21 protein-coding genes and 2 tRNA genes are annotated in these 26,418 nt (G+C 50.8%); 20 read left to right on the top strand and 3 right to left on the bottom strand.

Going from position 1 to position 26,418, the window contains the following annotated elements:
* The first annotated feature begins 11 nt into the window (after positions 1–11).
* The 3 genes from P8J86_02260 to P8J86_02270 are packed head-to-tail and all read left to right on the top strand — an operon-like array spanning position 12 to position 4,264.
* Positions 12–2,336: a YidC/Oxa1 family insertase periplasmic-domain containing protein gene (locus P8J86_02260; protein MDG2053511.1), complete on the top strand. Its 2,325-nt coding sequence runs from the start codon at positions 12–14 to the stop codon at positions 2,334–2,336.
* A 46-nt stretch (positions 2,337–2,382) separates the two neighbouring features.
* Positions 2,383–3,765: a 50S ribosome-binding GTPase gene (locus P8J86_02265; protein ID MDG2053512.1), complete on the top strand. Its 1,383-nt coding sequence runs from the start codon at positions 2,383–2,385 to the stop codon at positions 3,763–3,765.
* 58 nt (positions 3,766–3,823) lie between these two features.
* Positions 3,824–4,264: a thioesterase family protein gene (locus P8J86_02270; GenBank protein ID MDG2053513.1), complete on the top strand. Its 441-nt coding sequence runs from the start codon at positions 3,824–3,826 to the stop codon at positions 4,262–4,264.
* 22 nt (positions 4,265–4,286) lie between these two features.
* On the opposite strand, the gene P8J86_02275 is transcribed toward P8J86_02270, so the two are convergent.
* Positions 4,287–4,667: a DciA family protein gene (locus P8J86_02275; GenBank protein ID MDG2053514.1), complete on the bottom strand. Its 381-nt coding sequence runs from the start codon at positions 4,665–4,667 to the stop codon at positions 4,287–4,289.
* Positions 4,668–4,855: 188 nt separating this feature from the next.
* Between P8J86_02275 and P8J86_02280 the strand changes: the two genes are divergently transcribed.
* A complete protein-coding gene (locus tag P8J86_02280) occupies positions 4,856–5,992 on the top strand; it encodes an ABC transporter ATP-binding protein (protein ID MDG2053515.1) in 1,137 nt (378 codons plus the stop codon).
* Positions 5,993–6,242: 250 nt separating this feature from the next.
* On the opposite strand, the gene P8J86_02285 is transcribed toward P8J86_02280, so the two are convergent.
* A complete protein-coding gene (locus tag P8J86_02285) occupies positions 6,243–7,106 on the bottom strand; it encodes a HAMP domain-containing sensor histidine kinase (GenBank protein MDG2053516.1) in 864 nt (287 codons plus the stop codon).
* A 348-nt stretch (positions 7,107–7,454) separates the two neighbouring features.
* Between P8J86_02285 and P8J86_02290 the strand changes: the two genes are divergently transcribed.
* The 3 genes from P8J86_02290 to fliS all read left to right on the top strand — a co-directional run bounded on the left by P8J86_02290 (position 7,455) and on the right by fliS (position 12,494).
* On the top strand, positions 7,455–8,474 hold the full coding sequence (locus tag P8J86_02290; GenBank protein ID MDG2053517.1) for a ParB/RepB/Spo0J family partition protein: 1,020 nt from the start codon (positions 7,455–7,457) through the stop codon (positions 8,472–8,474).
* 313 nt (positions 8,475–8,787) lie between these two features.
* Entirely contained in the window at positions 8,788–12,012 is a 3,225-nt protein-coding gene (gene fliD, locus P8J86_02295) for a flagellar filament capping protein FliD (protein MDG2053518.1), read from the top strand.
* 32 nt (positions 12,013–12,044) lie between these two features.
* Positions 12,045–12,494 (top strand): flagellar export chaperone FliS, encoded by a 450-nt coding sequence (gene fliS / locus P8J86_02300; protein MDG2053519.1) that lies wholly within the window; start codon positions 12,045–12,047, stop codon positions 12,492–12,494.
* 29 nt (positions 12,495–12,523) lie between these two features.
* Here fliS and P8J86_02305 read toward each other — a convergent pair whose 3' ends face one another.
* A complete protein-coding gene (locus P8J86_02305) occupies positions 12,524–13,465 on the bottom strand; it encodes an NAD-dependent epimerase/dehydratase family protein (GenBank protein MDG2053520.1) in 942 nt (313 codons plus the stop codon).
* Positions 13,466–13,601: 136 nt separating this feature from the next.
* Between P8J86_02305 and cysS the strand changes: the two genes are divergently transcribed.
* From cysS to P8J86_02370, 13 genes are all read left to right on the top strand, one after another.
* Positions 13,602–15,173, top strand: coding sequence for a cysteine--tRNA ligase (gene cysS, locus P8J86_02310; GenBank protein MDG2053521.1), 1,572 nt, complete (start codon positions 13,602–13,604; stop codon positions 15,171–15,173).
* Positions 15,173–15,814 carry a dephospho-CoA kinase gene (gene coaE, locus P8J86_02315; GenBank protein ID MDG2053522.1) on the top strand — a complete coding sequence of 214 codons (642 nt, stop codon included), beginning with the start codon at positions 15,173–15,175 and terminating at the stop codon, positions 15,812–15,814. Before cysS ends, coaE begins: the two co-directional genes overlap by 1 nt.
* Before the next feature lie 603 nt (positions 15,815–16,417).
* Positions 16,418–17,650 carry a transcription termination factor Rho gene (rho, locus tag P8J86_02320; protein MDG2053523.1) on the top strand — a complete coding sequence of 411 codons (1,233 nt, stop codon included), beginning with the start codon at positions 16,418–16,420 and terminating at the stop codon, positions 17,648–17,650.
* 76 nt (positions 17,651–17,726) lie between these two features.
* Entirely contained in the window at positions 17,727–18,926 is a 1,200-nt protein-coding gene (locus tag P8J86_02325; GenBank protein MDG2053524.1) for a YbfB/YjiJ family MFS transporter, read from the top strand.
* Between the two features lie 250 nt (positions 18,927–19,176).
* Positions 19,177–20,235 (top strand): prepilin-type N-terminal cleavage/methylation domain-containing protein, encoded by a 1,059-nt coding sequence (locus P8J86_02330; protein ID MDG2053525.1) that lies wholly within the window; start codon positions 19,177–19,179, stop codon positions 20,233–20,235.
* A 266-nt stretch (positions 20,236–20,501) separates the two neighbouring features.
* Positions 20,502–20,573 (top strand) — tRNA-Thr (locus P8J86_02335).
* 211 nt (positions 20,574–20,784) lie between these two features.
* On the top strand, positions 20,785–21,984 hold the full coding sequence (gene tuf, locus P8J86_02340; protein MDG2053526.1) for an elongation factor Tu: 1,200 nt from the start codon (positions 20,785–20,787) through the stop codon (positions 21,982–21,984).
* A gap of 97 nt (positions 21,985–22,081) precedes the next feature.
* Entirely contained in the window at positions 22,082–22,261 is a 180-nt protein-coding gene (gene rpmG / locus P8J86_02345; GenBank protein ID MDG2053527.1) for a 50S ribosomal protein L33, read from the top strand.
* 34 nt (positions 22,262–22,295) lie between these two features.
* Positions 22,296–22,368 (top strand) — tRNA-Trp (locus P8J86_02350).
* A gap of 105 nt (positions 22,369–22,473) precedes the next feature.
* Entirely contained in the window at positions 22,474–22,845 is a 372-nt protein-coding gene (gene secE / locus P8J86_02355; GenBank protein ID MDG2053528.1) for a preprotein translocase subunit SecE, read from the top strand.
* A 49-nt stretch (positions 22,846–22,894) separates the two neighbouring features.
* Positions 22,895–23,677 (top strand): transcription termination/antitermination protein NusG, encoded by a 783-nt coding sequence (gene nusG, locus P8J86_02360; protein ID MDG2053529.1) that lies wholly within the window; start codon positions 22,895–22,897, stop codon positions 23,675–23,677.
* A gap of 86 nt (positions 23,678–23,763) precedes the next feature.
* The gene (locus tag P8J86_02365; protein MDG2053530.1) at positions 23,764–24,672 is read left to right on the top strand and encodes a sulfotransferase; all 909 of its coding nucleotides are present in this window, start codon (positions 23,764–23,766) and stop codon (positions 24,670–24,672) included.
* A gap of 499 nt (positions 24,673–25,171) precedes the next feature.
* On the top strand, positions 25,172–26,418 hold a 1,247-nt coding region (locus P8J86_02370; protein MDG2053531.1), incomplete at its 3' end, for an FG-GAP repeat protein.

Genomic DNA, 26,418 nt, shown 5'->3' on the forward strand with positions numbered 1-26,418 from the left:
GCTCATCCCTCATGAAGAAGAAACCGCAGAATCCAGAGGCGCGCCGACTCGTCATTACGCTTTTTGTATTGCTTGTTGCTGCAGGGATCGTACTTGCGGTGATTTATGGCGGGCCTCAGTCGCAACCAGAAGACCAAGCTGAGATCGAGACCCCGCCAACTGAGACGGCTACTGCTCAGGGCGATGTTGCGACTTCAGCGACAAGCACCAACAACATCGCAGCTGACTCAACCGCTCAACAAGCGACGGCGCCGCCCACTGGCACTGATGTCAATGGTGTTATCGATGCGACTCCAGCAACGACCACCGATGCGACGTTGGTCTCACTTTCGGGATTGAAGGTAGCCAGCTCAGCGGATCCAAATGCAACCATTGATTCCTTGGGGAGTCTTGATCCCACCAAGGCAACAATGGAGTTGCAGTTTACGAGTACCGGCGCTGGGATCACATCTATTGTCTTTAGTGATATTTGGCAAACAGCCTCAGCACACCGCCAGGCAGATGAGCACATGAAAGAAGTTGCGGAAGGCCAGACGCCTACCGTGCCACTTCCAGAAAACCGTCGCTACGTGCTCCAACGCTCACAGACATTCACTTGGAATAACAATAATTCTGTGGAGTCTATAGAGGTCCCCATACTTGGCAGTAGTGCTGTTGAGATTAACGGCCAGCGGGTTTCGGTTTTTTCCAGCAAGATTCATTGGGCGCAAATATCACCGGGCGTTTTCCGACTTGAGATTGTGAATGAGAAGGACGAACCCGTCCTTGAGATTACCAGGAGGTTTGTACTTGGTGATCAATTCGATATCACACTCCATCAGGATCTTAAAAACCTGACGCAACAAGAACTCGACGTTTCTTGGATTCAGTATGGTCCGACCGATCTTGACCGAGATCGAGCCCGATACATGGACCGCCGCCGGATCCGTTATGGGTACGAGCTTGCACTAGAGCATGATCCCAAACGACTCGGACGCGTGGTTGGTAGTGAGATTCTCGAAGAGTATTCCACAATTGTTGGTGATTACAAAGATCACATTTCTGAAACACCGAACCAGGATTTTAGTTTGTGGCCCAAAAAGGAAGCCATCGCGGAGGGGTATACCCTCTCATGGTTTGCTTCTACGAATCGATATTTCGCGCTTGCAGTGCACCCGCTACTGAGCCCAGAGGGTAAAGGTGATCGGGGTCTGCGGCCTGAAGTGACCGCGATCAATGCGCAAGTTCAAACACATGTCAGTAGTGAAGGTGTGCCAGAAGAGGTTGTGTTTACGGCACTGATTAGTGAGACAGTCAAAGTTGCTGGGGATCAAACAGTAGAGCTACATTTTGGTGTCTATGCTGGTCCATTGGATCGGTATATCTTGAGTGATGAGCAGCCATATGCCGCACTCAATATGAACAACATGATTCTCTATGTCATGTCATCAATGTGTGCCTGTTGCACATTTCAATGGCTGGCCATCTTTCTGCTCGACTTCCTGACATTCCTACATAACTATGTGGTCTTCGATTGGGGCATTGCAATTATCGTGCTGGTGATTACGGTACGCGCTTTGTTGCATCCACTGACGAAGCGATCACAGATCAGTATGCAGGGCTTTAGTAAGCAGATGGGCACGCTGAAGCCGGAGTTAGAGAAACTCAAAAAGAAGTTCCCCAACGACAAGAAGCGTCAGCAGCAAGAGCAGATGCGACTGATGCAAGAAAAAGGCATCAATCCCCTATCGATGCTTGGCTGCTTGCCCCTGTTTCTTCAAATGCCGATTTGGGTCGCGTTATATGCGATGCTTTACTTTGCGTTTGATCTTCGCCAGCAACCTGCGTTCTTTGGTTTCTTCCAGCTATTCTGGGATTGGCCATTCCTAGCAGACCTTGCGACACCAGATCACTTCTTTGGTGAGTTCAAAGAGCCAATTGAACTTTGGGGATGGGTGAATATCACTGGTATCAATGTCTTGCCATTATTGATGGCAGTCATGTGGTACATCCAGCAAAAATACCTGGCGCCGCCACCAAATCCATCGATGTCGAAAGAGATGTTGCGTCAGCAAAAGTTTATGCAAGTCATGATTATCTTTATCTTTCCGATCATGCTGTATAGCGCGCCGTCCGGACTCACGATGTATATCCTGACATCAAGCTCGATCGGCATTCTGGAAGGCCGGCATATACGCAAGCAGATCGAGACCATGGACTTTTCGAAACCTCGTAAGAAGAGGCAGGGAGGCGATGGTAAAGGTAAGGATCCAGGAGCAAGGGCATACCAGGCTGCAATGCAGCGTGTCAAAGATAAACGCCGCGGTCCATCACCTCGATACAAAAAGCGCTCTTAGTCGTTCAGTGAATTGTTGTGATCCGATAGTGCGGTAGTAGGTACTCATGGACACATCAGCCACCATTATCGCAATCTCTTCGCCTCCTGGTCATTCCGCACATGGTCTTATACGACTCAGTGGAGCGCATTCAGTTGTTGCCGTTAATAACTGTTGTGAATCATCTATTGAATCGCAATGGCGTGGCGTGCGGATAATGCGGTTTGTTATTGATGGTTCTCGCAATACGACATTGCCAATACTGGTGATGAGTTTCCCGTCGCCAAATTCTTACACGGGCGAAGATGTGATTGAGTTGAGGTGTCCCGGAAACCCAATGCTTCTTGATCGTATTGTTCAGGAAGTTATTGATCGTTCGAAGCGAGCAATAGATGAAGAGCATCTTGTGCGCCGCGCTGAACCTGGCGAGTTCACAGCGAGAGCGTATTGGCATGGCCGCTTGACATTAACACAAGCAGAGGGTGTTGCAGCAGCAATTGCAGCGCGATCAGATGAAGAGTTAGAAACAGCCAGACTACTGTTGAGCGAAGACTTTGGAGATTGGGCGCGAAGTAGTGGGGACGAACTTACACAGCTGCTTGGATTAGTTGAAGCTGGTATTGACTTTACTGATCAAGAAGACGTGGTCGCTATTGAACCGGATGTATTACATAAGCGTATTCTTGCCATTCAAGAACGCTGGCAGCAGTGGCTGGGGCATCATGCAGCGAAAGAGCATCCAGAATCGACGCCATGGGTCGTCATTACTGGGCCACCGAATGCAGGCAAATCAACGTTGTTTAATGCACTGTTGGGAAAAACGCGTGCGGTGAGTTCGCCGGTTGCGGGAACAACCCGCGATGTGTTAACAGAACGATTGACGGTGCCTAGTGCAACAGGTTCTGTGGCGTGTATTCTCGTCGACGTAGCAGGTTGGGATAAGCGCACTGGTCAACTTGATTCACAAATGCAAATAGCAGCAACGACGGCGTTAGAGCGAGCGACGGTTCAGATTGCATGTGAGCCATCACCACACCACGGTAGTGAATTGTCCAGTGTTATTAGTGTTCGTACGAAGGCCGATCAAATTGGTGAGGCTGATCTGTCTAGCGGTGCTCGGCAGCCGCTCGCGGTGAGCGCGTTGTCTGGTGTTGGTATTGAATCGCTTCGAAGTTCAATTGGAAAAGCGCTCAGTGAGACATCAACAAGTTTAACGCGTGCAACACCAAGCCTTATGGCAAAGCATCGACAAGCGTTGGTAGAAGCCAGTCAAGCTTTGGCAGAAGCTGGAGCGATGACTGCTCTAAGTGAGAGCCGACAACTGCAGGATGCAGAGCTTGTTGCTGCGGCACTACGTGACGCTTTGACGGCTATGATGCCACTGATTGGGCACGTGCCCCCAGATGACGTGCTTGATCATGTGTTCGCAAGCTTTTGTATTGGTAAGTAGCATGGGAAAGCGGTGGTGTTATCTTAATGTCTCAACAAATCAACTGTGAGCGCAGCGAATGAGTACACCGGAGTCAGATATTCTCGATCATGGGACAATGGAGCTACGCGTTCGTTACAACGAATGTGATCCAATGGGTGTTGCTCATCACAGTCGATTCCCCGTGTGGTTCGAGATGGGTCGTACTGAGCTATTGCGAGCGACTGGGTGGACCTATCGCCAGTTTGAGGAGGAAGGCGTTTTTCTAGCAGTCATCGACCTGGCTGTTAAGTACCGGAAACCCGCCCGATACGATGACCTCTTGGTGCTGCACACCTCTATTGAGGGTGGGAGCCGAGTCAAAATCAAGCACAGCTATCAACTCAAGCACGGTGAAGACCTTCTGGCAACTGGCCGCTCTACCCTTGCCTGCCTGACGCGCAGCGGCGAAGTACAGCCAATTCCAGATTTACTTATGAAGCTCATCACCGCGACGGAAGCCAAGTCGCTTTCTCAATAAGTTGATTGATGGTTGGGTTGGGCTATTCAACCGATCCGATACGCGTGCGGACGCGTTGGAGAGGCCCTGGTATCCGTGCTGCTAGGGCCGTGAGCAAACCTGAGCGAACAGCGCGATCCAGTTCAAAGGCAACAGCCGAGCTGGTGACAGTGACATGTAACGTACCTTGTCGGAGTGATTCAATACAGGTTTTCTCGCGTAACTGGTCGGGTACCAATGTTTCCCAGGCATCAATACACTTGCCTAAGCGTCGATGTTGTCTTTGGGCTGTCATTTGAATGCCCTGGATCAACGGTTCAACGGAGAGATTGGGCTTTCCTCGGCGCCGAAATCGGCGCAAACGCTGTAGTTCCTCAACAGCACTCTGGTCTGTTCGTTGATGATTGGACATGATTATTGACATCGGATCGATCGTACCTTTGGCATGCCTATTGAGATACCATCAATCCGAAATGAATAATGTTTTCCCCAGGTCCCCCACCTTCATTGGCGATGCTTAACCCCGCTCAGTAGCAATGAAGGCGAATCTGTGGCTCTGGACCAGGCCCCGAATTGCAGCGAGACGCCTCTCGCCTCTATCCTGCTTGCTCTATGACTGACGTACACATCACCGGCCTCACAAAATGTTTTGGACAGACAACTGCGGTTGACAAGGTTGACCTGCATATCAAGAGCGGCGAGCTGTTCTTTCTGCTGGGACCATCGGGTTGCGGCAAGACCACCCTACTGCGCATGATTGCCGGGTTTATCGATCCCAGTGAAGGCAGCATTCATTTCGGAGATCGCGATGTCACACATCTGCCGGCAAATAAACGGCAGACGGGGATGGTTTTCCAGAGCTATGCGCTCTGGCCACATATGACAGTTCATGAGAATGTGGCCTACGGTCTTAAGGTCCGAAAGATACCCAAGGAATCACGGCAAGGCCTTGTAAAAAAAGCACTTACAAGCGTCCAGATGGAGCAATATGCGCAGCGTAAACCAAACCAGCTCTCTGGTGGCCAACAGCAACGGGTTGCACTTGCTCGGGCGCTGGTCGTAGAGCCAACCGTGCTCCTCCTCGATGAGCCCCTCTCCAATCTCGATGCCAGGCTTCGTCTTGAGATGCGAGGTGAGATCAGACGCATCTGTCGGGAGTCTGGTATTACCACCATCTATGTGACCCACGATCAGGTGGAAGCGCTCTCCATGGCGGATCGAATGGTTGTTCTCAAGGATGGCAAAGCGAAGCAGATCGGACCACCTGAAGGCATCTATCGACGGCCATGCAGTCAGTTCGTAGCAGAGTTTCTTGGTGAGGCGAACTTTCTATCAGCAACATTGGGGCCAGTAGGCAATAGGTATCTTTCTGTGCAGACAGCTGCGGGGACATTGAAAAGTGCCTGCCCTCTGGTGCAACCCAGTGGCAGTCCGCAGGAAGGACAATCAGTCATCTGTTGTATTCGTCCTGAAGCACTTCAGGCACTTGATGACAGCACCGATGCTTCAACTCGGGAATGCCCTGAAAATATCCTAGAAGGACAGAGAGCCGAAACGATGTACCTTGGTGAAACAGCTCAGCACCTCGTCGTCTTATCTGATGGCTCAAGGTTGAAGGTCTTGGAGCTCAACCCCTCGGGTCCCCACGGCCACCGTTCTGAAGGCGTAGACGGTCCTGCCCAGGAAACAGCCCGACGAGAGCGTCTCTATATACATCCAGATGATGTGATCCTTGTTCCCTGTGAATAGATCCAGAGAGATCGCAACAAATAGACGCATGATCACCACTATTTCGACACCAAACAGGTGTTAAGTGTCATACTTACATCTATTGTCGTGATAATATGCCTAAATGACTCTAATTGCAGCGATACTGAGAGATTTATGGCTGGCTATAAATTGCGCAATTGCAAAGGCATCTACGCCATTCCTGATCGATCGTGGGCGTAAATGTGTCGATAGTCAATTGATATGTTCTCAAAAGACTGGAATACGATATTTATTGTGATTTCCTGGGGCCATCTGCTTTTAACAGTCTTGCCACAAACGAGGTGCCTTTGTGACTGCTATGAGCAACCAGCAACTCCCCACCCGATCTTTCTATGAGTCGCTGGCTGAGAATGAGCCCTACGCCATTGGCCCCCTGCTTTTGTCCCGAATGCTGACCTTTGGTAATTCGGAAATTGTGGCTCGGGTTTGGAGGCAAGGTGCTGGATTTATGAGCGGATCCACTGAGTCGGAATTGGCGGAGAATATCTGGAGGTAAACCAGGTCCAGTGTCTGAAATGACGAGTCCAATTAAGCCGTCCGGTGCAGACTCACATGACACGACAATACGGCGAGGCCGGCCGGCTGGTTGAGAGCGAAGGATTCGGCAAGCATTCTGAACAAGGTTGATGATGACGCGGGCCAAGGCCTCTGGCTCAATCAGGACTACTAAATCTGCTGGAATCCGCTGTTCGACAGTAATGCCGTGATACTTCGGCATAGGCTGCAAACCTGCGATGGCTTCCTCAATTGAGGTTTTTAGCGGGGTTGGTTGGGGTTGAGCTTGTTTGGTGGTGGCATCAATGAGATCGCTACTGAGGTCAGCGGCCTGTTGGAGAGACGCAAGGGCAGCAGCTAGCGGGGTCTCTGACATGTCACTATTGAGGTCAAATATGCCCATAAGCTCGGATGCTGCGACAGCTGGGCTCAGGCAATTACTGATTTCATGAGCATATGCAGCTGTGAGTAATCCAATAGACGCCAGGCGATCAGATTGCTCTAACGCTTGGCGCATCGCCTCTAGTTGGGTCTCTGTCTCACAAAGGCGGGCCAGGACCTGCCCATGGGTAATGGGTTGTGGATCTCTATTTGCCATACGTCGGGTGCCTCCCGGGTTGGCCCATTGCAATGATGGGCCGCAATCTTGATCGGCCTTGGGAGGGGGGTAATTCAGCCAAATTCGACGCTAAGTCGATTTCTATTGATTCGTGCGTCAGGCGTGCTTTCGAGGAGATGTTCCACGTGGAACATATTTGGGGACACCTGGCGATGTGGTCCGATAGTCTTATGGAGTCGTTTAAGTTTCTGGACAATGTTCCACGTGGAACATCTTTGAATCAGCTTCGGGTATGTTCCACGTGGAACATCTAATGGGCCCATTTCAGGTAGGCACCGTATGCCACCAAAAATGGCCGATCGAACTACGGATAGAAGGATAAAACGCATGGATGCACATAAGACAACCCCAAAGATCAAACCACCAAAGAGGCGCCTTGGGCGGGGCCTTGGCAGCTTGATTGGTTCGACAGCGCCTGTTGAGGTCCGGCCAAGCTCAAATGTGACTATTGCATCAGCAAGCTCTGTTGATGGTTTTGATACCGCAGTAAATGCAACGCAGGACCAAAGGTCGGAGCAAATCTCAGAAGAGGGCGGCCTCACCATGCTCGCGGTTGAGACCATTGAAGCCAACCCACATCAGCCCAGACAGGACTTTGATGAGCTCTCCTTGTCTAAATTGGCCGATTCCATCAAATCAGCGGGCCTGATGCAACCAATTGTGGTGCGCCGGAAGTCGGATAATGCAGGCGGTTATGAGCTTATTGCTGGAGAAAGACGCTGGCGAGCGGCCCAACTCGCTGGGGCATCCCGAGTCCCTGCCGTCATTCGAGAAGCGGATGATCAAACAAGTGCTGAATTAGCGCTCATTGAGAATATGCATCGAGAGGATCTGAACCCAATGGATCGGGCTCAGGCATTCGATCGTCTTTCGGATCGTTTCGGGTTGACGCATAAGGCTGTTGCAGATCTTGTGGGCATTGACCGCTCAAGCGTGACCAATCATTTAAGACTCCTTGAATTGGATCCCTTTAGCCAAGCAGCAGTGCGAAGTGGTGAGCTTTCTCTTGGGCATGCCAAGGTGCTTCTCACCGAGTCAAATGAGGATCGTCGAGAGGAAATGAGCCGGTCTGCGGCTCAGCACAATTGGTCGGTCCGTGAGCTTGAAAGACAAATTGCCAGTAGGAAACCCACGCCTCGTGAAGGCACTGCAGTTCATCCGAGTATCACACCGCAGCGACCTGCTCATCTTGATGATCTCGAGCGGCGACTTGCAGAACACTTGGGCACGCGCGTGGATATCCGCAGTGGTTCAAAGAAGGGCAGTGGCCAGCTTATTATCAGCTTCTTTGACCTTGAGCAGTTTGATGGGATCCTGAGCAAATTGCATTTCAACACAGATATGTAAAATACGTAAGCCCATTATTAGCAAGGACTTACGCATTATCTTGAGGCCCCTTGCCGGGGATGGGTTGTCACTGCGCAGAGATGATCTGATCGGGAGTGACCATCCGCTCATTGATGCGCGGATTGAGCGCATTTTTAAGCAGTCGATCTCCTGATATGGCATTGGTTGGCGTTGAGATGCTTGGACCAGTAATTGCATAGTGTTCAAGAGATATGCATGGTCAAGGTGCGCGCGGTTCGATATTCCGTAAGGCGCAAGAGAAAACCACGCAATGCTTTTGGTGCATCGACCAACAGTAGGAGACTGATATCCCATGGGATCAATATCAACAGGCGTTGGTTTGATTAGCGGTATTGATACTGCATCGTTGATCAATAATTTAATTGCGCTGCAGTCGACAGGTTTGTATCGACTGCAAGAAAGAATGTCAGTCTTACAGGCAGAGAAGTCAGCGCTGCTTGATGTCAATGCGCGTTTACTAAGTGTGCTCAACAGTGTTTCAACACTCACAAGTGGCAATTTATTTACGTCGGTGTTGGGTGCATCATCGAATCCAGAATCTATTTTTGCGAGTGCCTCAAACGGCGCCGTGCCTGGAACGTATTCCTTTATCCCGAAAGGACTTGCAAGCTATAGCCAACGAATGAGTAAGGGCTTTGAAGATGCAGAGTCTACCGCTCTTGGTCTTTCGCACTTGAGCTTTGAGTTCGGTCAGGGGCAGTTGGGCCCGGAACGTGAACTCAATGAACTCAATGGTGGTCTTGGGGTCCAGCGCGGCAGTATCTTGATCACGGACGCAGCAGGTGGTCAAGCCACCATCGATCTGACTTCAGCGGTGACACTCGGGGATGTGACGCGAGCGTTTAATGAGTCGCTGGACGTTCAAGTAGTTGCGACGGTCGACGGAGATCACTTGGTATTAACGGATCAGAGTGGCGGTTCGGGTACGCTGCAAGTGTCAGGCCTGGGCGGATCAGATATCGCTGTAGATCTCGGTCTTGCCGCAGGGACCCTCGATGGTACCTCGCTCATTGGTGATTCGATTTACTACCTCGATCAGGGTTCTGCCACACAGACGCTCAATGATGGCCTTGGCGTTCTCATTAAGGATCGTGTCGCAGACATCCAAGTGACGGCTCGGGATGGACGTGTCTTTAATATCGATTTGAGTGGTCTGAGCATCGATGCTGCTTCCTCACTCTCACTTTTGAACGATGGAGAAGGTGTACCTGTTGACACGGATCCACTGACAGCTGATCTACAGATACAGGCCCGCAATGGGACTGTCTTTAACATCGATCTCAGTAATGTGAGTACGGTCGGGGAGCTCCAGGATCATGTCTTTACTGAGACCGGGGGCACCATTTCCTTATCAATTATCAATGGGGAACGCCTCACCCTCACGGACAACTCCGGTGGGGCCGGTGTTCTGAAGGTGGTGGGCGCTGGAGAATTCGGAAATGAGACCGCAGAGGCGCTTGGGCTGCTCTCGGTGGATGGTGTCGGAAGCGATTCATTGATGGGTTCCGTTTTGGATTACAACCCACCAGACTCTGGTGGAAACACCCTCGAATCAATACTTCAGGCAATCAATAATGCAGTTGATTCAAATGGTGTCGCGAATAATGGAGCGATCACAGCCAATATCGCATCCGATGGGCTTCGGATGGAATTGATCGATGGGACAGGTGGGGTTGGAAATCTGAAAGTACTGAGCACCGCTAGTAATGCGAATGCGGCGCAGAGCCTTGGGATTCTCACGGTAGGAGAGGGTGTTGCCGCCTCAAGCATCTCTGGCCAGCGCTTGCTTGGGGATGTCAATGGTGTTCTTCTGCGGAATCTCAGTGGTGGGGGGTTACTCGATTACACGGGCGACATGACGGTCAAAGATCGAGCCGGTCACTCAACAACGATCTCGGGGCTTGGTGATGTCGAGACCATTAGCGAGATGGTCAAACGAATCAATCAACAACTATCGGATGCTGGTGTTCAGGCCGAAGTTCAAATTGCAGAGTCTGATAATGGTCTCACTGTGATCGATAAGACAGGGACCATGGACCAATCAGCCGTGCTTGAGATTACCGGCTTACTCGCTGTTTCGTTGGGTATTTCCAATTCGGTGGCAAGCGACAAAATTGATGGTGAAAACCTACAGCTCAAGTACATAGGGGCTGCGACCAAACTAGAGGACTTGAACTACGGTCGAGGTATTGGGTCGGGTACGTTTCGCATTATTGATGGTGTAGGCGTTAGTGCTGATGTCACCGTGGATAGTTCGCTTAAGACCGTGGATGATCTGGTCCAGCTGATTCGATCAAAGGGGCTCTCCATTAAGGTGGGTGTCAACGTGAACGGTGATGGGTTGTTTTTGGGCGAACCAGCACAGAACACTGGCTCATTTGTTCCAATCACGGTGGAGTCCGTCACTGGTTCAACGGCTCAAGATCTAAACATACAGGGTGCATCGCCGACGATTGAAAATTCATATATCGATGGATCTTATGAGCGTGTGATCGAAGTGAATACAAGTGATACGCTCAATGAAATCGCTGCCAAAGTCAACGATGCCAACATTCCAGTATCAGCGACTGTTCTGAATGTCGGATCGACTGTATCGCCCTTTAGAATCTCTTTTGCGTCGTCCATCAGTGGTAGAGCAGGTAATTTGATTGTTGACACTCAGGGCACGGATCTGAACCTTGGCATGTTGACGCGAGCCCAGGACGCACGTTTGGAGTTTGCGGCTGCTGAGGGTGAATCTGGTTTTCTTGTGACCAGCTCAACCAATACGTTTGATCAACTTATTGAGGGCTTGACGCTTGATCTTCAAGCAAGTTCCACTGATCCCGTGACCATCAGTGTCACACGAGATACCACATCGATTACGGCAGCAGTAGAGGCCTTTGTCACGTCATTCAATGAGGCGATCGCGCGCCTTGAAGACTACGAATTCTACGATGTTGAATCGAAACAAAAGGGTATTCTCTTAGGTGATGCAACTGCAGCCAGGGTGCGGGAGTCGCTTAATGCCGTCGTTCGGAGTCGTGCAGAAGGACTTGATACGCAATTCACTTACCTCCAACAGGTAGGAATTACCTTTGGTTCGGGTGGTCAGCTAGAGTTCGATCAAGAGAAGTTTCTTTCAGCCTATGAACAAGATCGCATAGCAGTCTCCAATCTATTTGAACTCCTTGAAGATGTTGAGCTTGAGCCTGAGGAAGTGGCGCCGGGTGTGACCGTCGGTGGTTCCAATAGCACGATTCTTGCTCGTGGCTTGGGTCCCATCATCGAGGCGATGCTTGAAGGGCTGACTGAAAGCGCTACTGGCACCATTGCCCGTGCGGCTGATGCTCGTGATAACCAAATTGAATTGACTGAAAGTCGCATCGAGGGTTACGAAGCTCGGCTGGCAGCAAAGCGAGAGCGGTTACAACGAGAGTTTGCAGCGATGGAATCAATACTCGCATCAATGCAATCGCAGAGCAATTCACTGCTAAGCCTGCAGAATAATATCGGACTTGTCCAAGGCGCAATGTAGTTTGTTGGCCGACCAAGCCGATGGAGCAGGCAGTGAGTACAGAAACCCACAACGCGTATTTGAAGACCAAGGTGTTGACCGCCAATCCAGCGGAGCTGCGGCTGATGCTGTTGGAGGGATCTGTGCGTTTTACGGCGCAAGGCCGTGAGGCGATTGTGGCCAAGGACTATGAAGGAATCTATGAGAGTTTCTCGCGAGCGCGTGACATCGTTATGGAATTAGTGTCATCACTAAAGCATGATGAGGCACCCGAGTTGTGTGCCAAGATGAAGTCACTCTATCTCTTCATCTATCAGCGCTTAATTGAAGCGAGCAGTGGACGTGATGTTGCTATTGCCGATGAGGTCATTGAATTACTTACGTACGAATGTGAGACCTGGAAGCTGGCAATGGCAAAAGGCTCATTGGCTGAGGCCAACCAAACAATTGTAGAGACACTCGATGGGCAGGCATCACAGTCGCGCGTCAATATCGCTGGTTAATGGACTTGTATCGATCCATTCAAAAACCACTACGCTTTGGTGAGACGCTTGAGCCCCTCTTCGAGGGAGATTTCGGGATTGAAGTCTAGGAACTTCTGAGCCAATTCAATTGATGCCCAGGAGCGACGGATATCGCCTTGCCTTGGGCTTTCAAATCGAGGATGAACAGGCATATCAAGAGCGGCAGCCAAGCCAATAAGCACCTCTAGAATCGTATGTTCCTGTCCACTGCCCACATTGTAAACGGCCGGTGATTTCTGATCGGCCAGAAGTGCAGATGCTGTTGCCCGCACGACGTCTTCAACGTACACAAAGTCACGGGTTTGTAAGCCATCACCAAAAATAACCGGCTGGTTTCCGTTACGTAGCGCATCAAGAAACTGGGGGATGGCGGCGGCATAGGGGCCGTTGGGATCTTGTCGCGGTCCGAAGACGTTAAAAAGACGCAGTGAAATGCCTCCATGCTGATCGGCCTTGAACTTTGCCACTAACTCTTCGCCTAACAATTTGCTTTCTGCATACGGCGAACCTGGGGCTGTCTCACTCGATTCATATAAAGCATGGTCATGCGTCGACCCATACACGGCGCAAGAACTATTGAAAACGACACGTTGGACACCAGCCTCATCAGCAGCCTCTAAGAGTAACTTGGTGCCATCGACATTGATCTGGCGACAGACTTCTGGGGTTTCATGGCTGGCAGGTACCGACACGAATGCTGCAAGATGAATGAGGTAGCGGCATTTATGTATGGCAGTCTTGACGAGTTTCTGATCGAGAATCGAGCCATGAATAAATGGCATGCCTTCTGGGACGTTGTCCTTTGACCCTGTCGATAGGTCGTCAATGACTGTGACATGAGCGCCTATTTGTTGCAGGGCTGATAAGAGATGTGAGCCAATAAATCCCGCACCACCAGTCACGAGGACATGTTGGTTGAGTAGACGGGTGAAATCTGTGGGATCATTCATAAGAGAGTGGGGATGTTTGCTGATCCTGACTTGGGGGGAAACAACGAGATCTTGGCTATCGAACGAGCCTCAGCAATGGGCTGATGGAGCGTGGGTATCATACCGGTCCTTGCCGTCTTTGCGGTGGCGGCGTACCGTGACGTACGTGACGCTTCGACTTTATAACACCCTCACTAAGCAACAAGAGCAGTTCCAGCCCTTGGATCAGCTTCATCAGACGGTCACGTTTTACACTTGTGGTCCGACCGTTTATGACTACGCCCACATTGGCAACTTTCGAGCATTTCTTAATGCAGATGTCCTTCGCCGTACTCTAGAGTTCATGGGTCACGAGGTTATCCAGGTCATGAATCTGACTGATGTTGGGCACATGACTGATGATGCAACGGCGGACGGTGGGGGTGAAGACAAGATGCAGGTCGCAGCAAAGCGACTTAAAGAGGCCAAGAAGGAAGGCAAACTTCCAGATGGAGTGCGTGTTGATCCAGATGACCCATATGCGGTCGCAGAGTTCTATGCACAAACATTCATTGACGATTCTCGACAGCTTGGCTTAAGAATTGTTGAAGACATCGAGCAGTATCCAGAACGCATGCCCCGGCCGACGCAGTACATAGAGGCGATGGTTCACTTTGTGCAGCGGCTCATCGATGAAAATTCCGCATACCTTGCAGAAGATGGTGTTGTCTATTTCGATGTCGAGAAGTTTGCAGGCTATGGGCGCCTTTCAGGAAACACGATTGACCAACTTCGTAGTGGCGAAGGGGGGCGCGTTGATAGTGCCACGCAAAAAATCAAACGTCATCCCGCAGACTTTATGTTGTGGAAGCCTGATGCGAACCATGTGATGAAGTGGCCCAGCCCGTGGGGTGAAGGTTATCCTGGATGGCACCTTGAGTGCAGTGTGATGGCTCTTGAATTACTCGGTGATCGAGCTTCTGGCGTCATCGATATCCATTCGGGTGGTGAAGACAATATATTCCCACACCATGAGTGTGAGATTGCCCAATCATGTGCGCTCTCTGGAAACGAACTATTCGCTCGTTTCTGGTTTCATACGCGCCATCTCATGACAGAGGGCGCAAAAATGAGTAAGAGTGCGGGCACGTTCTATACACCGCGTGATCTGTATGCACGAGGTGGTACGCCAGCGGCGCTGCGTTTGGCCATTATTGCAACGCACTACCGCGTGAATGCAAACTTCACCATGCAAACACTTCGTGACGCACAACGGCAAGTAAGTCGCTGGGCGCGTTTGCACGAGTGGCTTATGAAGTATGCCGATCACCCACGCGCTGTTGAAGTCGGGCCATTCGTGGCCGCATTGCCATCCTTTGCAGCATCGCTGGAATCAGATCTCAATGTTGCTGGCGCCATTGGCGCACTGAATGAGGCCGTCTCCGTTTATAAAGTGGATGAGCCACCACCACCAACAGATGGTGATGCTCATGGAACTTACCTCGAAGAGCTTGAAGCACTTCGACGTATGGATCTTGTTTTAGGCATTCTGGAATTAGAACATGAGCCACAGTCAGATATCGCTGAGCTTGATGCCACGATGATTGAGCAGAAGATTCTGGATCGCAATCAAGCAAGAGCGAGTAAAGACTGGGCCGCAGCAGATCGAATTCGAGATGAACTCATCGAGCTTGGCGTGGCTATCCACGACGGTGCTGAAGGAACAACCTGGTCACGGATTATTCAGTAATGGCTTTAGATTCAACATTCGCATCGCCACCCGTTATTGGTTTGACTGGCTCAATTGGTGCGGGAAAGAGTGTTGTTGCAAGTATGCTGCAGCAAGCAGGATGTGTGGTTGCTGATGCTGATGCCGCGGTTCGTGATTTACTTAATCAGCCAGGCATCATTGACACGCTTGTCCGTTGGTGGGGCGGTATTATTCTTGATGAAAATGGCTCGTTGGATCGCTCGGTCGTTGCTCGCATTGTTTTTGCAGATCCTAAGGAGCGAATCCGACTTGAGCAGCTCTTGCACCCACTCGTGAGTCAGCGCCGAGAGGCCGTGTTTTCGCACGTGCCTCCTGAGACACCGGCATTGGTGATTGATGCGCCGCTTCTCATGGAAGTTGGGCTTGATGAGGAATGTGATGTCGTTCTTTATGTTGACTCAGCGCCGGCACACTGCCGCCAGCGCATTGCCGTTACGCGAGGTTGGTCTGAAGAGGAATTTGATAAACGCAGCAAAGCCCAGATTCCAGTGGATCAAAAGCGAGCACGGGCAGATATCGTGATCTCTAATAACAGTGATCTGGCGGCCCTAGAGGTCGAAATAAAGCGTTTTCTAGAAAAGCTGACCGGCGGTTTTGAGTCGAATGAGGCAAGTCATTAACGTCAAACAGCGACTGTTTTTATGTCAGTTCACTTTTTTTGATTTGAGATGCTAGGATATGAGCAGCGAGCCAGGCACTGCCAGGCACCGCCTACCCGGATCCAACTCTTGACTCCTTTCCCACTTCTTTGTGGGCGTTCTATTCGAAGCCAAGCGTGCAGATCTAATTGTTTTATCAAATGCTGCCAAATACATTTGGTTAAAGAACTTGGCTGATTTCTTATTCAAACTTCTTTGAAACAAACCAGAGAAGTAAAAAAGTTGCTTTCGCGGGATGCAGCTACTTTTCATCACATGAAACACCGTCGACGTATATTCGCAATTGTGTGAGGACGTCTTTTAGAAAAACAATTATTATTACCCACTCGGGTGATCCACCTTTCCCCGGACCGGAAAGAACATATGGCAACTAAGAAACCACGTCGTCGTCGCAATAAGAGCTCACATAAATATGTTCCAAGCTTTGGAACAGTCACCCTACAGCCGGGTGATGTTCCGAGTGATGAAGCGCTTGAGGCAGAAGCCGCTGCTCTTGATAAAAAGACCAACGGTAAGTACGACACCATCAAAAAAGACGCTCTTGATCTGCCGGCACTTCAGCAGATGAACATGAGCGAATTGGCGAAGCAGGCGAAGAAGGCAGGGCTCGATGATGTTGCTACGCTTTCCAAGCAGAAACTTGTGTTCGAGATTCTCAAAGCTCGCGCCCAAAAACAGGGCTTAATGGTTGGCGAAGGCACGCTTGAGATTATGCCTGATGGGTATGGATTTTTAAGAAGTCCTGAGTACTCGTACATGCCGTCGCCCGATGATGTGTATGTCAGCCCCTCACAAGTGCGGCGTTTTGGTCTACGCAAGGGTCAGGTCATCAAGGGGCTCATCCGCCCGCCAAAAGAAGCAGAGACTTACTTTGCACTACTGCGTCTTGAAACGATTAATGGTCAAGATCCAAAGAAGCTGCATAATCTCGGCGCCTTTGAAAATCTCACGCCGCTTCATCCGAATCAGCGAATTCATCTTGAAACAGATACTGAAGAAATTGAAACACGAGTTATTGATCTCGTGACGCCTCTTGGTTTTGGGCAGCGTGCACTCATCGTTGCGCCGCCACGTACTGGTAAGACAGTTATTCTCCAGCGCATTACCAATGCGATTGCTCGAAATCACTCTGAAGCGAAGGTTATTGTCTTACTTATTGATGAGCGTCCAGAAGAAGTAACTGACTTTAAACGCAATACGCCTGATTCTGTCGAAGTGGTTGCCTCAACGTTTGATGAAGAAGCCTCACGACATATTCAAGTTGCCGAGATGGTTTCCGATAAAGCCAGGCGCATTGTTGAGTGCGGTGGTGATGTCATTATCTTGCTCGACTCTATTACCCGACTGGCGCGTGGTTATAACAACGCGATGCCGAACACGGGCAAGATTGGTACCGGCGGTGTTGATACACAAGCGCTCATTAAGCCTAAGAAGTTCTTTGGCGCTGCCCGGAACATCGAGAACGGCGGGTCTTTGACAATTATTGCCACAGCATTGGTTGACACCGGTTCAAAAGCTGACGAAGTCATCTTCGAAGAGTTCAAGGGTACTGGTAACTCCGAATTGCACTTGACACGAAAACTTGTTGAGAAGCGCATTTGGCCAGCGATCGACATTTCTGCATCAGGCACGCGACGCGAAGAGTTGCTTCTTGATCCCAAGGAGTTGGACCTTGTTGTCCGATTGCGTAAGGTCGTTTCGGATATGAGTGTGGTCGAGGCCATGGAGTTGTTGAGAACGCGACTGCTTAAGACCAAGAGCAACGCTGAGTTCTTGATGACGATGAACCTTGCGTAGGTCGTCAAGACTTCTGTCAGCAATCAGTGGGAGTCGTTTGGCGGTATCTCAGACATCACCAGAGAAGTGATCGCAGATGGCACTCGCTGATCGAACTTGGTATCGCACCATCGCCTGCATGGCGGTGTTCTTTGCTGCAATCGGCTTGGTTCGTTACGCATACTCCCCACTGATCCCATCGATGTTAGAACACGAGTGGATCAGCGCGAGCCAAGCGGGCTATCTCGGCACCATTAATTTTATTGGGAACCTCATCGGCGCCATCTGCTGCGCCATGTTTGCAAAACGTTTTGGTGCAGGAAATGTATGCCGTATTGCGCTATTGATAGGTTTGGTGAGTGTTCTTTGTGCCGCTTGGAAGCCAGAATTTGGAACAGCATGGAATGCAGAATTCTGGTGGCTGGCATTTTGCCGCTTCTTAGCGGGGCTGACAGCAGCGGGTGGGATGATCTTAGCGCCGGTCATTGTGACCGCAGGAGCATCACCGAAGCTACGAGGCGTTCTTATTGGTTTGATCTTTGCCGGTGGTGGTTTTGGGGTGGTGCTGTTGAGTCTCCTGTTACCACTCTTTGTCTCAGAGGGCCCATCGGGTGGATGGATGTTTACAGCAGCCCTGGTGGCAGGTTGCATCGTCATTGCGTGGCCGGGTTTGACAAAGCGACAGTTGTCACCGAGTCATAAGAGTGATGCGGCGGGTCAACATATTTATGGCCTGCGACTCTGGACCCTACTGGTGGCCTACTCCTTGGCTGCCGCCGGATGCGTTCCGCACTCAATCTACTTATCTGCTTATGTTCATAAAGAGCTGGATCAGCCACTGTCTTTCAGCACCATGGTCTTTGCTGTTTATGGCTTTGGTGTCATGTTTGGTGGACCAGTATTTGGTGGTATTGGTTCTAAATTATTGGGCCGCTGGTTGTCTGAAATGTTAGCGATCTTGCTCGGTCTGCTCGCTGTGCTCACAGTCGTGATGACAGATAACGTTTTGTTGGTTGTGATCTCAGGTGGTGTACTTGGGCTTTCACAAATGGGATTAGGTGCCGTCAATTCACATCGCACTTTGCAGCTTGCGGGCACAAAGGCTCAGGCTTCTTGGTGGGGGCGTATGACAGTTGGATACAACATCGGTCAGGCGGGCGGCGCATTTGCGATGGGTTGGATGATTCATATCAGCCTGGGCTACATTGCTGGATTTTGGATGGGCGTTATTTGTTTTAGTCTGGCACTAATCATTGCAGCCTTGGTGAGAGTTCCAAAGCCACTACAGGGCACCTAATTCGAGGGCATTCAATGAAGAAGCCGCCTGTTTTTGCCATAAGTGGGGCTCATGGGCATAGTGGCCACCGAACAAGGCACTTCTGCTGTATCGGGCTGGATTCTACGGCTAAGAGGGGTATTCTTTTATAGGTTCCAGTGGCGGCGGCCAAAGCCTCCGCTCTCTGGGTAGAAGTGTTTGGGTTGTTTGGAGCCACCAGCTCCATCTATCGAGCTACTTTTTTCGATTCACTCTTGGGAGTACATTTTTGATGATCCGTACCAAACAGCTCCGTGGGTTTACCATCATTGAGCTTCTGACCGTGATTGCAATCATTGGGATCCTCATCGCCATTACTGTGCCTGCTGTTACTGGGGCATGGAAAGTCTCAGCACGGGCTGAGTCGATGAGCCGGATGAAGCAGATCTCTACTTGGATGACCTTGTACGGCAACGATAACCGTGACTCCATTTTGCCGAGCCAATTTGACTATTCCGATGCTGACAATCCTGGAGAGGTTTGTAGTAATCCAGCACTTGGAGATACGGTCAACAAAGGCACTTGGGCAGACATCCTTTGGGCAGAAAACGACTTATATAGCAAGGTGATGTCTGCAGGCGGGATTGTTGATCCGAATGCAGATCCTGATGATCCTGAGCCATTTCGGGCTCGAACGTATTACCGTTATAAAGCACCAGATGGTGCTGTTTACGATTCAAATCAGAACTATGACGCGAGTCCATTGCGATCAGCCGTGCGAAACTCATTTAATTTTCCACGCCCGGTCGGAAGCGACAGTCCCACGCCTTATGGCAACGGCGCTTCGGAGCAAGGGCTTGCAGGTTTCTTTGCGGCGAATGATCACTTCAATCAGCGCATTGGCGAAAACTATTCTTACGGACAGATCAAGCAGCCAAGTATTTCAATGTACTTAGTTGATTCAATGGCGGGAGAGACCATTGGTCCAGAGGTTGGAGCTCATCCATGGGCAATACCACTGTCAGAAGAAGAACCGCCAAGTCGCCCCACTGATGATGAGGCGTATTGGGACTCCTTCAGAGATGCATACGATTTTGGTCAAGCCTCAAGTGTTGGTGGTGGCACAGGTGCTAGTGCCGGTGCTGTTAATGATCAATCACCGGGGCAAGTGGATTTTCGATATGGCGACCAATGCCTGATGCTCTTCTTGGATGGACATATGGAGAGTGTTGGTCGATGGAGCACGCTTGAGGGCCTTGAAACCGGGGATATGGATGGAAAACGTATCCGCGTAACAGGCCTGACAGATAAACATAGTCCAATTTGTGAAGACGAAGATCACGACCATTAGGCCCTTTCCGAGTGCCAAAGCCGGAAAATAGCGGCATAAAGTGCCTCGATCCGCAGGCTGCTGATGGTGCTGGGGGCACAATCCTGATAAAGCCTATGAGGAGGGCCTCTTCAGAGGTTGCCTCAAGGCTTGAAATAGGTACACTTCACCCCTTAGACCGTCCCACTTCGGGGCGGTTTATTCTTCCCGGTTGCGGGCTCGGCCCATACCTCTGACATGCTGCCATGTTGTTTGGCGTAGGTCGTAAGTTTGGGACTCCCCGGCCTGCCACCGTAGCTCAGTGGTAGAGCACACCCTTGGTAAGGGTGAGGTCACGGGTTCAAGTCCCGTCGGTGGCTTGAGAACTTTATCAGTGGCGGTACGTAGCCGTTGCTGTCAAACAGATGATTGGGCCTAACCCAGCCAAGTAGATGTTGGGTAACAGGTTCCACAAAAAGGGAACAGCAGAGACATTAGGTAGTCGAGTGCAATTGAGTATGACAGCCTCCGGTTGGTCCGGCACTGGGTACTCAATGCTCAACACCTTGTCTTAGGTTGGAGATATTCGAGATGGCCAAGGAGACATTTGTTCGAAATAAGCCTCACGTGAACGTTGGTACGATTGGTCACATTGACCATGGCAAGACGACGTTGACTGCGGCAATCACCATGCGGCAAGCGAGCAAGGGCCTCGGTGCAGCTCGTGCGTTTGACCAGATTGACAACGCTCCAGAGGAAAAGGCTCGCGGTATTACAATCGCAACGAGTCACCAGGAGTATGAGTCAGATACGCGTCACTACGCGCACGTCGACTGCCCCGGTCACGCTGACTATGTCAAGAACATGATCACGGGTGCTGCCCAAATGGACGGCGCTATTCTTGTGGTTGCGGCTTCAGACGGCCCGATGCCTCAGACGCGTGAGCATATCCTGCTGGCTCGCCAGGTTGGCGTGCCTGCCATGGTTGTGTTCATGAATAAGGTTGACATGGTCGACGACGAAGAGCTTTTGGAACTCGTCGAGATGGAAATTCGTGAGCTGCTTTCAAGCTACGACTTCCCTGGCGATGACATTCCAATCATTCGTGGTTCAGCACTCAAAGCGCTTGAGACAGAAGGCGCGGATGATGCGGTCTGCAAGCCGATTGATGAGCTGATGGAAGCGCTTGATAGCTATGTGCCAGAACCTGAGCGTGAAACAGACAAACCCTTCCTGATGTCAATTGAAGACGTCTTCTCTATTAAGGGTCGTGGCACGGTTGTGACTGGACGTATCGATCGCGGCAAAGTTGTCGTTGGCGATGAAGTTGAGATCGTTGGTCTCAGTGAAGCACCTCGTAAAACAACAGTGACTGGCGTCGAAATGTTCAACAAGATTCTTGAAGATGCAACAGCAGGTGACAATGTTGGCACCTTGCTACGTGGTATTGAAAAGGATGATGTGGAACGAGGCCAGGTACTTTGCAAGCCTGGTTCCATTCACCCACACACCAAGTTCGAAGCTGAAGTTTATGTGTTGACCAAAGAAGAGGGTGGTCGTCATACGCCATTCTTCTCTGGCTATAAGCCACAGTTCTACTTCCGAACAACTGATGTGACGGGTAAGCTTGATCTGCTTGGCGGTGCTGAGATGTGCATGCCTGGCGATAACATCCAAATGAACATCGACCTTGAAGGCAAACCTATTGCAATGGAAGAAGGCCTTCGTTTCGCAGTTCGTGAAGGTGGCCGCACGGTTGGATCTGGTGTGGTGACAAAGGTTCTTGAATAGCATTGAATCATGGGGCGGGTGAGAGGTATCTCACCCGCCAACCATGTGATAAGGCATCTGCCGAACGCGTTTGACGGGGAGGTTGGAGAGACCAGCCATGGCCAAAAAATCAACAGATCGTGAGTTTGTTTGGTTGCAGTGCACCGAGTGCAGTGATTTAAACTACCGCACCAGTATTCGAGTTAAGGGCGGTATTAATGAGAAGGTCAAGGCGGGTATGAAAAAGTATTGCCCTCGTTTGCGTAAGCATACGTTGCACAAAATTAAGCGTAAGTAAGCCGGAGGCCCACACGGCGCGGGTGATCTGATAGACGCCGGTAGCTCAATTGGCAGAGCAGCGGATTCCAAATCCGCAGGTTGAGTGTTCGAGTCACTCCCGGCGTGTTTTTGAGTCTCAGTTGGATTCGGGTTGACAGAGAATAGACACAGCGGACAGATAAAATGGCAGTATCCGGTATATACAAAAGTGGCCAAGGTTATTGGGTAAGGATGATGTCCGCCATCGGATATGGTTTGCTCATGCTGATGGGTCTCGTCTGGGTATGGGATCTGGCTGATCTTCTGACAATCCCTGGTGTAGAACAACAGATCTTTGTGCAAGCAGCTGCAGTCATCCTTGTTGGGCTTTTATTTGGGCTCTTGGGATACTATTTATTTGGTCGTAAGCCGATTGTTGTTGATTTCATGATTGCTACCGAAGGCGAGATGAAGAAAGTCAACTGGTCTTCGAAGCGGGAGCTATGGACTTCAACCAAGGCAGTCATCCTGCTGACGTTGTTTGTCGCACTGGCGTGTTGGGTTTTGGACCTCGGTTTCGCGAGGTTCTTTAGTTGGGTTGATGTGCTTCACGAGGGTTCTTAAGCCCGTCGCCGTTGTTAGGTGATACACACCACAACGGCAGGAGATGTTCATGCAAGACGCGCAAGAGAAGATAGATTCGGCTTCAGAAGTGACCAATGCTGCAGAGACAGCTGAAGTAGTCGCTGATGACAACGCCGGCAAACAACCTGAGAGCGAAGTTGCTTCAACATCGTCTGGCGAGTCATCTGCATCTCCAACAGATGAAAAAAAGTCTGCTGCTGAGGGTACTGTGGAAGACGAGGCTTTTGATCCAGCTGTTGATCTGCCCATGTATCGCGAAGGCATGGACTGGTTCGTCCTTCGCGTTGCTTCCAATAAGGAAAGCTATGTTCGCGAGACGTTGGTAAGAAAAGTCCAGATCGAGCAACTTGAGCATTTGGTTGGGCGCATCATGGTGCCAACGGAAAAAACCAAAACCCTCAAAGGTGGCAAGCACCGTGTGACCGAGACAAAGCTTTATCCCGGCTACGTCTTTGTTGAGATGCACCTCGAAAAAGACGGCCGTATTCCTCAGGATGTTTTCTTCCTGATCAAAGAAACCACTGGTGTAGGCGACTTTGTTGGTACGGCTGGGCGTCCAACGCCAATGGCAGCTCATGAAGTTGAGAAGATGCTCTTTGACTCACGTCAGCCGGAAGAAACGCCGATCGTCAAACTTGAGTTTGAGCGCGGCGATAACGTGACCATCAAGGAAGGCCCCTTCGAGAACTACGAAGGTACGGTTGATGAAGTCATGCCTGATAAGGGTCTCGTTCGAGTCTTGGTTACCATCTTTGGACGCCAGGCACCAATTGAGCTTGAGTACTGGCAGATTCAAAAGGCAGAAGGCTAACCGGTCTTTTTGCTCGATAGCGATATTATTCACTGAGACTTATTCGAGTTGCAATGATTTCGCGTGCTGAATAGCTGAGCCTTCCAGTGAGAAACACAACCAAACACAACGGTGGGCCAACAGTGATGCTGGTCGGTATGGGTCGTTCTGGGAGTACCTGGTTGTGGGAGTGCCTCGGCAATCATCCGGATGTCTTCGTTCCAACGTGGAAGGAGCTCAACTACTTTTCTCATTCCTTTTTGCGTGGTGTAAGCTACGCGCAATACCTGGACAACTTTATTCCCGCGACCGGTGAACCACCAGCATCGATTCGAATGGAATTCAGCGTTGCTTATTCGAGGCTCTCTGGATCCCAAATTAGATGTATTAAGCGACTTTATCCCAAACTCCAACTCATTCTGCTGCTGAGGCATCCGATCAACCGAGCATGGTCTGGAGCCCACCGTTCTTTAGGGCGCCGCAAGAATCTCAACAACCTCTCAGAGTGGAGGCTGTTTCTTTTCTTTCAACTCTATTGGAAACATAAATACGGAGAGTCCTACCATGAGATCATTACAAAATGGTCGAAGGTATTTGGCCCGGAGCGTTTGCTGGTCATTACGAAGGATGAAATTGATGCTGATAAGGTGTCGGTGCTCAAGCGAATCTGCTTATACATTGGCGCGGACGCAGAAATAGACGCCGGCGTATTCGAAAGCGATCGTGAGATAAACAAAAGTAAGAACGCCGCGATCTCGTCCCGAGCGATACCGCGATCCGTGGAATGGTTCTTGGCGCGAAAATACCTTCGTATGATCAAGAAAACCAATACGCTTCTTGATGGAAAGCTGGATGCTTGGGTTGAAAGTTTAAGAGTACAGAGCCAAGGAGGTTGTTTCGCTTGGCATGTCATGGCGTGTTCAACCTTCGTAGTGGCGATACCTCGGAACCTTGTTTTTCTAGCACTCAGCCGATTTAGAATCATCGCTTTCAATCTGGTAAAACCAGGTTCTTGACAACTGGGGCTGTGCAAAACTTTTCAATACTGCTGGTCAATTACGGTAATAGCTGCGCGTAAACGCAGCCACATGCTTGGCAGATTCAAAAGGCTGAAGGCGAACCCCTTCGTCGCTGGGTTCGTTTGAGCCCAAGCAACCCAAACCCCTTTTTTCATGTATTAGGCCGGTCTGGCTCTCCGTAGCGTGCCGTGAGGTGTGCATTTGGTTTGCTTTTTCCTATCGGGGCCATTGCTCCACCGAGTACCATGGGCCAATGAAGAAGAGGCGGCGCAAAAGTGGCCTCAGCGATCGCATTGCTGAGAGGGTTGTAGGGGAGGTTCTAGGTTTGAACGTAGGCCCAGATATATCTAGGCCCATCTAAAACAGATGGCGGTTTGGGCTGCGCAGAGCCTTCAAGGGAGTTGCGATATCACTGAGTTACCAAGGCGGTAAACCACCGACGGGCAGGTGTCTTTGCCGGGGTTTTGATGTCAGTAAAAAGAGGGAGAGAAGAGAGATGAAACTTGTTCTGAGTGTATTGACGTTGCTGGCCATCAGCAGTGGTGTGTTTGGTCAGACGATGGCCGACTTCTTTCCTGAGTCGAAACGAACCGCCTCTGATGGGGCGCTTGCCGACTCCTTCGGCTACGCCGTTTCGGTCTCAGGTGACTATGCCGTGATCGGTGCGTACGGTGATGACGACAATGGCATGAACTCCGGCAGTGCGTACATCTTCGAGCGTGATGGAGCTGGCAACTGGTCAGAGGTGCAAAAGCTCACCGCCTCTGATGGAGCGGAGTTCGACTACTTCGGCAACAGCGTTTCGATCTCCGGTAACTATGCCGTGATCGGCGCTGACCGCGACGACGATAACGGCGCCGACTCCGGCAGTGCGTATGTCTACGAGCGCGATGGAGCTGGCAACTGGTCAGAGGTGCAAAAGCGCACCGCCTCTGATGGAGCGGAAGGCGACCGCTTCGGCTACGCCGTTTCAATCGTAGGCAATACAGTGGTGGTTGGTGCCTACTACGATACCAACATCGACAACGGCTCGCTTTCGGGCAGTGCGTATGTCTTTGAGCGCGATGGTAATGGCAACTGGTCAGAGGTGCAAAAGCTCACCGCCTCTGATGCAGCGGCGGAGGACTACTTCGGCAGAAGCGTTTCAAGCTCAGGCAACACAATGGTGATCGGGGCAGACTACGATGACGACAACGGTAGTGCTTCCGGCAGTGTGTATGTCTTTGAGCGCGATGGAGCAGGGAACTGGTCGGAGGTGCAAAAGCTCACCGCCTCTGATGGAGCGGAATTGGACTACTTCGGCAACAGCGTTTCAATCTTCGGCAACACATTGGCGATTACGGCGGCCTACGATGACGACAACGGCTTTCTTTCCGGCAGTGCGTATGTCTTTGATCGCGATGGATCAGGCGTCTGGTCAGAGACGCAAAAGCTCACCGCCTCTGATGGAGCGGCGGAGGACCAATTCGGCGGAAGCGTTTCAATCTTCGGCAACACATTGGTGGTTGGTGCGGCTGGCGATGACGACAACGGCCTTCTTTCCGGCAGTGCGTATATGTTCGATCTCAACAGTGTCCTCAACCTCGATTACGGAAACCGAGTCTATGGCACGCTGCAGGCAGCAGTCAATGAGGCAAGTTCTGGTGATCGCTTGGCGGTCCGGTCAAACGCCTTCGACGTCGGTGGCATCATCAACCTTTCTTCAATGCCACTGACCTTCATCGCGGTTGAGCCGATCGAGAT

It is taken from the genome of Phycisphaerales bacterium, from assembly GCA_029268515.1.
GTDB lineage: Bacteria > Planctomycetota > Phycisphaerae > Phycisphaerales > SM1A02 > JAQWNP01.